This is a genomic window from Actinotalea sp. (assembly GCF_041597215.1).
Taxonomy (GTDB): Bacteria; Actinomycetota; Actinomycetes; order Actinomycetales; family Cellulomonadaceae; genus Actinotalea.
Genome location: NZ_JBFHHB010000163.1, coordinates 1 through 7,273 on the forward strand (window position 1 = coordinate 1; position 7,273 = coordinate 7,273).

At 74.1% G+C, this 7,273-nt stretch carries 7 protein-coding genes; all 7 read left to right on the top strand.

Annotated elements, in window-relative coordinates; translation table 11 throughout:
* Positions 1-66 precede the first annotated feature (66 nt).
* The 7 genes from ABWK99_RS11470 (at position 67) to ABWK99_RS11500 (ending at position 7,160) form a co-directional block, all read left to right on the top strand.
* Positions 67-225, top strand: a complete 159-nt coding sequence (locus ABWK99_RS11470; protein ID WP_372594835.1) for a hypothetical protein — start codon at positions 67-69, stop codon at positions 223-225.
* Positions 222-1,478, top strand: coding sequence for a putative lipid II flippase FtsW (gene ftsW, locus ABWK99_RS11475; RefSeq protein WP_372594836.1), 1,257 nt, complete (start codon positions 222-224; stop codon positions 1,476-1,478). The genes ABWK99_RS11470 and ftsW overlap by 4 nt, the downstream gene beginning before the upstream one ends.
* A complete protein-coding gene (gene murG / locus ABWK99_RS11480; RefSeq protein ID WP_372594837.1) occupies positions 1,471-2,586 on the top strand; it encodes an undecaprenyldiphospho-muramoylpentapeptide beta-N-acetylglucosaminyltransferase in 1,116 nt (371 codons plus the stop codon). The genes ftsW and murG overlap by 8 nt, the downstream gene beginning before the upstream one ends.
* Positions 2,583-4,022 carry a UDP-N-acetylmuramate--L-alanine ligase gene (murC, locus tag ABWK99_RS11485; protein ID WP_372594838.1) on the top strand — a complete coding sequence of 480 codons (1,440 nt, stop codon included), beginning with the start codon at positions 2,583-2,585 and terminating at the stop codon, positions 4,020-4,022. The genes murG and murC overlap by 4 nt, the downstream gene beginning before the upstream one ends.
* A gap of 134 nt (positions 4,023-4,156) precedes the next feature.
* Positions 4,157-4,987, top strand: a complete 831-nt coding sequence (locus tag ABWK99_RS11490) for a cell division protein FtsQ/DivIB (RefSeq protein ID WP_372594839.1) — start codon at positions 4,157-4,159, stop codon at positions 4,985-4,987.
* Between the two features lie 186 nt (positions 4,988-5,173).
* Positions 5,174-6,382: a cell division protein FtsZ gene (gene ftsZ, locus ABWK99_RS11495; RefSeq protein WP_372594840.1), complete on the top strand. Its 1,209-nt coding sequence runs from the start codon at positions 5,174-5,176 to the stop codon at positions 6,380-6,382.
* Position 6,383: 1 nt separating this feature from the next.
* Entirely contained in the window at positions 6,384-7,160 is a 777-nt protein-coding gene (locus tag ABWK99_RS11500; RefSeq protein ID WP_372594841.1) for a polyphenol oxidase family protein, read from the top strand.
* Positions 7,161-7,273: the final 113 nt, after the last annotated feature.

Below are 7,273 nucleotides of genomic sequence, written 5' to 3' on the forward strand. Positions count from 1 at the left end.
AGCGCGCTCGCCCGACACGCGCCCTCAATCCCGGTCCATCGCGTCGATCCGGCCGACACTGGGACGGTGATGACCCGCGCCGTGCAGACCGCCCGCAGCCTCGCGCTGCCGGGTGACACGGTGCTCCTCGCGCCCGCGTGCGCGTCGATGGACCAGTTCGACTCCTACGCCCAGCGCGGAGCGGCGTTCGCTCGCGCGGTCGTCGGGGCGCCAACGGACGCGTGAGCCGGGCGATGGTCGCCGAGGTCGAGGTCGCCCCCCGCGACCGGCGCTCGGCGCTGGGCCAGTGGGACAGCGCGGTGACGAGCTACTACCTCGTCCTGGGGGCGACGGGCCTGCTGCTCGCCATCGGGCTCGTCATGGTCCTGTCGAGCTCGACCGTCGACTCGCTGTCGGCGACCGAGGGGCGCTCTCCCTACCTGTACTTCCTCAACCAGACCCGGTACGCCCTGATCGGGCTCCCCTTCGCGTGGGTCGCGAGCCGGCTGCCGCTCCGCGCCTACCGCGTGGCCGCCTGGCCCGTGCTGATCGGCACCCTTGCCGTGCAGGCGCTCGTGCCGTTCATCGGGAAGGAGGTGGGTGGGAACACGAACTGGATCGTCATCGGCGGGCAGACGATCCAACCGTCCGAGCTCGTGAAGCTCTCCCTGGCGGTCTGGCTCGGTGTCGTGCTCGCGCGCAAGCGCGCCCTGCTGCAGCGCTGGATGCACGTCCTGGTCCCGGCCGTCGTGGTCGCCCTCGCCGCGATGGGCCTCGTGCTGGCCGGGAACGACCTCGGTACGGCACTCATCATGATGGTGCTCGTGGCAGGCGCGCTCTTCGTCGCAGGGGTCCCGATGAAGATGTTCGCGGTGGCCGGTGTCGTCGCAGGGCTCGCCGTCTTCCAGCTCACCCAGCTCAACAGCAGCCGTGTGCAGCGCATCGAGGCCTTCCTCTCGAACGACTGCGACATCACGAACGAGTGCTACCAGACCTACCGCGGGCTCCTGGCGCTGGCCTCGGGCGGATGGACGGGTCAGGGCCTCGGCCAGAGCCGGGAGAAGTGGTCCTACCTGCCCGAGCGGCACAACGACTTCATCTTCGCGATCCTCGGCGAGGAGCTCGGCCTGGTCGGGACGCTGCTCGTCCTTGCGCTGTTCGGCGTGCTCGCGGTGGCCATGGTGCGGATCATCCGTCGGCACAGCGACCCGGTCGCGCAGATCGTGACGGCCGGGATCGCCTCCTGGATCCTCGGCCAGGCACTGATCAACATCGGCGTCGTCATCGGCCTCATCCCGGTCCTCGGCGTCCCGCTCCCGCTCGTCTCGGCAGGAGGGTCCGCGCTGATCACGACGATGGTCGCCCTCGGGGTGGTGCTGTCCTTCGCACGCTCGGAGCCCGGTGCCGCCGAGGCCCTCGCCGCCCGCCCAGGAGTGGTGCGCCGCTCCCTTGCTGTCGTCGGCCGCTCGGCCGGCAGGATCCGAGGTCGTCGTGGTTGAGATCCTTCTGGCGGGCGGCGGAACGGCCGGCCACGTCAACCCCCTGCTCGCTGTCGCCGACGAGCTGCGTCGTCGCGACGAGGGCACCGGGATCACCGTCCTCGGCACGGCTCGTGGCCTGGAGTCGCGGTTGGTCCCCGACCGTGGCTACCGGCTGGTCCAGATCCCGCGCGTGCCGCTGCCTCGCCGTCCGAGCCTCGACTGGTTCCGCCTTCCCGGCCGGCTGCGCACGGCGGTCGCGGTGGCCGAGCGCACGATGGCCGAACGCGGGGTGGAGGTCGTCGTCGGGTTCGGCGGGTACGTCTCGACGCCGGCCTACCTGGCGGCGCGACGCAGGAACCTGCCGGTCGTCATCCACGAGCAGAACGCGCGGCCCGGGCTGGCGAACCGGCTCGGCGCCAGGTGGGCCGCCTCGGTCGCGGTGACCTTCCCGGGGACGCCCCTGGCAGGGGCGACGGTCACCGGCCTCCCCTTGCGACCCGCGATCGCCGAGCTGGTGGCCGCTCGTGCCGGTGGACCGGAGCCGCGCGCCGCGGCCGCGGACCGCCTCGGGCTCGAGCCAGGGCTGACGACGCTCCTGGTGACCGGTGGGTCTCTCGGGGCGCTGAGCCTCAACCGGTGCGTGTCCGGGTCGGCGGCCGAGGTGCTCGCCTCCGGTGCCCAGGTCCTCCACCTGACCGGGACGGGCAAGGGGGATCCGGTGCGTGCGGCGCTCGCCGAGGTCCCGGGTGCCGAGCGGTACCACGTGCTGGAGTACCTCGACGCGATGCAGGATGCGCTCGCCGTCGCCGACCTCGTCCTCTGCCGGGCCGGTGCGGGGACGGTGAGCGAGCTCGCGGCCCTCGGGATCCCCGCGGTGTACGTCCCGCTCCCGGTGGGCAACGGCGAGCAGCGGTTCAACGCCGCCCCGGTGGTCGACGCCGGTGGCGGTGTCCTGGTGCGCGACGAGGACCTGGGCCCCGACTGGGTGCGCGCCGTCCTCGTGCCGCTCCTGAGCGACACCGAGGGGCTCGCCTCCATGGCGAGCGCGGCGGCGCGGGTCGGCGTGGCCGACGCCGCCTCCCGGGTGGCCGACCTCGTGCTCGACGCCGCGGCGGTGGCGCGATGACCGCGCCCGGTACCCAGGGCCCCACCTCGCTCGCAGCGCTCGCCGAACGCGGCAGGGTGCACCTCGTCGGGGTCGGCGGCGCCGGGATGTCGGCCGTCGCCGCCCTGCTCGCCGCGCGCGGGCTGGAGGTGTCCGGCTCGGACGCCTCCGCCCGGGCCCTTCCTGCTGTCGCCTCGGCCGGCGTCGCGGTCGTCACCGGTCACGCGGCCGAGCACGTCGACGGGGCCGGCACCCTCGTGGTCTCCACCGCGATCCGGGAGAGCAACCCCGAGCTCGCCAGGGCACGGGAGCTCGGGGTGACCGTGCTGCACCGCTCGGAAGCCCTCGCCGCGCTGCTGGCCGAGCACCGCTCGGTCGCCGTCGCCGGGGCCCATGGCAAGACGACGACGTCGGCGATGATCGCGGTGACCCTGGCCGCCGCCGGTCTGGACCCGTCCTGGGCCATCGGCGGGACGGTCCGGACCGCGACGCCGGGGCCCGACGGCCCCGCGGCGCCCGCCGCCGATCCGGTGGGCGGGGCGCACCTCGGTGCCGGGCCCGTCATGGTCGTCGAGGCCGACGAGTCCGACGGCTCCTTCCTCGCGTATCACCCGCAGATCGCCGTCGTGACGAACGTCGAGCCCGACCACCTCGACCACTACGGCTCCCGTGAAGCCTTCGAGCAGGCTTTCGTCGCGTTCGCCGCGACGGTCGGGGACGCGCTCGTCGTCTGCGCCGACGACCCCGGCGCTCGCCGCCTCGCCGAACGGGCCCGCCGGGACGGGCACCGGGTCGTCACGTACGGGACGGACCCCGACGCGGACGTCGTGCTGGCCGACTGGGAACCGCTGGGCTCGGGCGGGCGGGCGAGCGTCCGCGAGCGCGGTCAGGCCCCTGCGGAGCTCCACCTCGCCGTCCCCGGCAGCCACAACGCGCTCAACGCCGCGGCCGCCTGGGCCGTCGCCCGGCTCCTCGGCGTCCCGGGGGACGTCGCGGCGGCAGGCCTCGGGCGTTTCGTCGGGACCGGCCGACGGTTCGAGGAGCGCGGGACCGTCGCCGGGGTCCGGGTCGTCGACGACTACGCCCACCACCCGACCGAGGTCGCCGCCCTCCTGCGCGCCGCGCGCAACGCCACGGCAGGGCGCGTCCTCGTGCTGTTCCAGCCGCACCTGTTCTCCCGCACCCGTGCCTTCGCCGGTCCCTTCGCCGAGGCTCTCGAGCTGGCAGATCTCGTGGTGGTGACCGACGTCTACGCCGCGCGCGAGGACCAGGACCCGACCGTCACCGGCGCCCTGATCACCGAACGCATGCACGGAGCGCTGTTCGTCCCCGACAAGCACGAGGCCGCGATCACCGTTGCGGACCTCGCCGTCGAGGGCGACCTGCTCCTGACCGTCGGGGCAGGCGACGTCACCGACCTCGGCCCGGAGGTCCTCGCGCGACTGGGGACCCGATGAGGCCGCCGGCCAGGCCCCGGGTCGCACCGACGCCGCAGCAGGCCCCACGCCCACCCGCTCGCCCCGCAACGGCGGAGCGGTCCGCACCGGCGCCCACCCGCTCGTCGGTCGCCGAGGGTGCTCCTGCCGGCCCGGTGGACGGCGACCGGGAGGACGCCGGCAGCGACCTCGCCGCCTGGCAGGCGCCCCGCAGCTGGAGCCCTCGCCGCGCCCCCGTGGTCTCCACCGGCTCCGCCGCGCGGTTCGCCGAGCGGACCGCGCACCGGCGTCGGCTGCTCCGCGACCGACTCCTGCTGGCCGGCGGCGGCTCGATCGTGCTGGCTGCCCTCGCCTGGCTCCTCCTGGCCTCGCCCGTCCTCGCCCTGCACGTCGACGAGATCGCCGTCGAGGTCGAGGGGACCGGGACGACGGTCGACCCGGCGGCCGTCCTCGCGGTCGCGCAGTCCCTGGTGGGGACGCCGCTGCCGCGCCTCGACACGGTCGCGGTGCGTCGCGACATCCTCGACGTCCCCGGTGTGCGGGCGGCGACCGTGACGAGGGTCTGGCCGCACGGCGTGCAGATCTCCGTCGTGGCCCGTGACCCCGTGGCAGCGGTCCCGGCCGAGGACGGGGGCCTCGTGCTGGTGGACCAGGACGGCGTCCAGGTCGGCCGCACGGAGACGGCGCCCGAGGGCCTCCCGGTGATCTCCGTCCCGCTCGACGGCGACACCCGGGCGATGACGGCCGTCCTCGTCGTGCTCCAGCAGATCCCGGAGGAGCTCGCGGCCGAGGTCCAGGCGGTCGCGGCGAGCAACCGCGACGCCGTCACCCTCACGCTCCGCGACGGTGCCGTCGTCGAGTGGGGGAGCGCTGACGAGTCGGCGCTCAAGGCCAGGGTGCTCACCACCCTGCGCGCCGCGCCGTCCTCCGCCGGGGTCAGGGTCTTCGACGTCTCAGCGCCCACGCTGCCGATCACCCGCAGCTGAGTGCGACGCCGCCCCGGCGCGGCCGGCCGGCGTCGATGGGCCGGTGCCCGGTTGCCGAGTTCGGCGACACGCGCCCGATGTGGTTGCCCGGGGTGGTTGCGCGACCTAGCGTCAGCGGCAGACGACATCTGACATAACTCTAACGTTCAACCTGAACCTGAGACTTCGACGAGAGGCAGTACCGCCGTGGCAGCTCCCCAGAACTACCTGGCCGTCATCAAGGTGGTCGGCATCGGTGGCGGTGGCGTCAACGCTGTCAACCGGATGATCGAGGTCGGCCTCAAGGGCGTCGAGTTCATCGCGATCAACACCGACGCGCAGGCCCTGCTCATGTCGGATGCCGACGTGAAGCTCGATGTCGGCCGTGAGCTCACCAGGGGTCTCGGCGCCGGTGCGGACCCCGAGGTCGGCAAGAAGGCCGCCGAGGACCACGCGGAGGAGATCGAGGACGTCCTTCGCGGCGCCGACATGGTCTTCGTCACGGCGGGGGAGGGCGGCGGGACCGGAACCGGTGGCGCTCCCGTCGTCGCGCGGATCGCCCGCTCGCTCGGGGCGCTGACGATCGGTGTGGTCACCCGGCCGTTCACCTTCGAGGGGCGGCGCCGCTCGGTCCAGGCCGACTCGGGCATCGACGCCCTGAGGTCCGAGGTCGACACCCTCATCGTCATCCCGAACGACCGGTTGCTGTCGATCTCCGACCGTTCGGTCTCCGTGCTGGACGCCTTCCACTCGGCCGACCAGGTGCTGCTCTCCGGCGTCCAGGGGATCACCGACCTCATCACCACGCCCGGTCTGATCAACCTCGACTTCGCCGACGTGAAGTCCGTCATGCAGGGGGCCGGAAGCGCGCTCATGGGCATCGGCTCGGCCCGCGGCGAGGACCGTGCGGTGCAGGCAGCCGAGCTCGCGATCTCCTCGCCCCTGCTCGAGGCGAGCATCGACGGGGCGCACGGGGTCCTGCTCTCCATCCAGGGCGGATCCGATCTCGGACTGTTCGAGATCAACGAGGCTGCGCGCCTGGTCCAGGAGGCGGCCCACCCCGAGGCGAACATCATCTTCGGTGCCGTGATCGACGACGCGCTCGGCGACGAGGTCCGGGTGACGGTGATCGCGGCAGGGTTCGACAGCGGTTCGCCCACCGTGCGTCGCGACAGCAGGGCGCTCGGCCAGGTCAGCAGCGCCCCGCGGCCCGCCGTCGTCGAGGCGAGCCCCGTCGCCGAGCTGCCGGAGCCGACGCTCCCGCCCGTGGTCGAGCAGGTGCCACCCGCACCGGAGCCCGAGCCGGTCCCCACGGCCACGGGTGCCGTCGAGGTGCCGCGCGTCTTCGAGGAGCGGGGAGCCCGCCGCGGCACCGACGACCTGGACCTGCCGGACTTCCTCAAGAACCCCCAGTGACGTGACGGCCTGGGTCGAGGTCGACCTCGGCCCGGGCGTCCGCGCGGGGTTCACCACCGTCGAGGCGGGGAACCTGAGCCTGAGCGTCGGCGATCGCGACGCCGCGACGGACGCCAGGGCTCGCCTGGTGCGCGCCGTCGGCGCTCCGCTGGCCTGGCCCGTCCAGGTGCACGGCGCGGTGGTGCGTCGGGTCGGCCGTGCCGGCGAACCCGGCCTGCCCGCCGACGCTCCCGGTGCCGGTGACGCCGTGGCCGAGGCGGACGCACTCGTGTCCTGCGGGACCCTCGGTCTCGCCGTGCTCGTCGCCGACTGCGTGCCCGTCCTGCTCGCCGCAAGCGACGGTTCCGTCGTCGGAGCCGTGCACGCGGGCCGCAGGGGGGTCGCCTCCGGGGTGGTGCCTGCCGCTGTCGACGCGATGGCCGACGCAGGTGCCGAGCGGCGCGGGATCCGCGCCGTCGTCGGACCGGCCGTCTGCGGTCGCTGCTACGAGGTCCCCGCCGAGATGGCCGCAGAGGTCGAGGCTCTGGTCCCGGGGTCCCGGTCGACGACAGGCTGGGGCACCGACGCGCTCGACCTCCCGCGTGCCGTCGGGCTGCAGCTCCGGGACGCCGGTCTGACGGACATCGCGGACCTGGGGATCTGCACGGTGACCGACCCGCGGTTCTTCTCCCACCGGGGGCACCGGTCCGCAGGCCGCGCGGCTGGGCGCTCGGCCGGAGTGGTCGCGCGTGTCCCTGGCGTGTCGACGCTGGCGGACGGCACTGCTGGGTTAGCGTGAATGCGACCGGATCGCCGCCTCGGCAGCGGTCCACCGTGGACCGTACGGAAGGTGGAGGCCCCTCATGGCCGGAGCGCTGCGCAAGACGATGCTGTACCTCGGGCTGGCCGAGG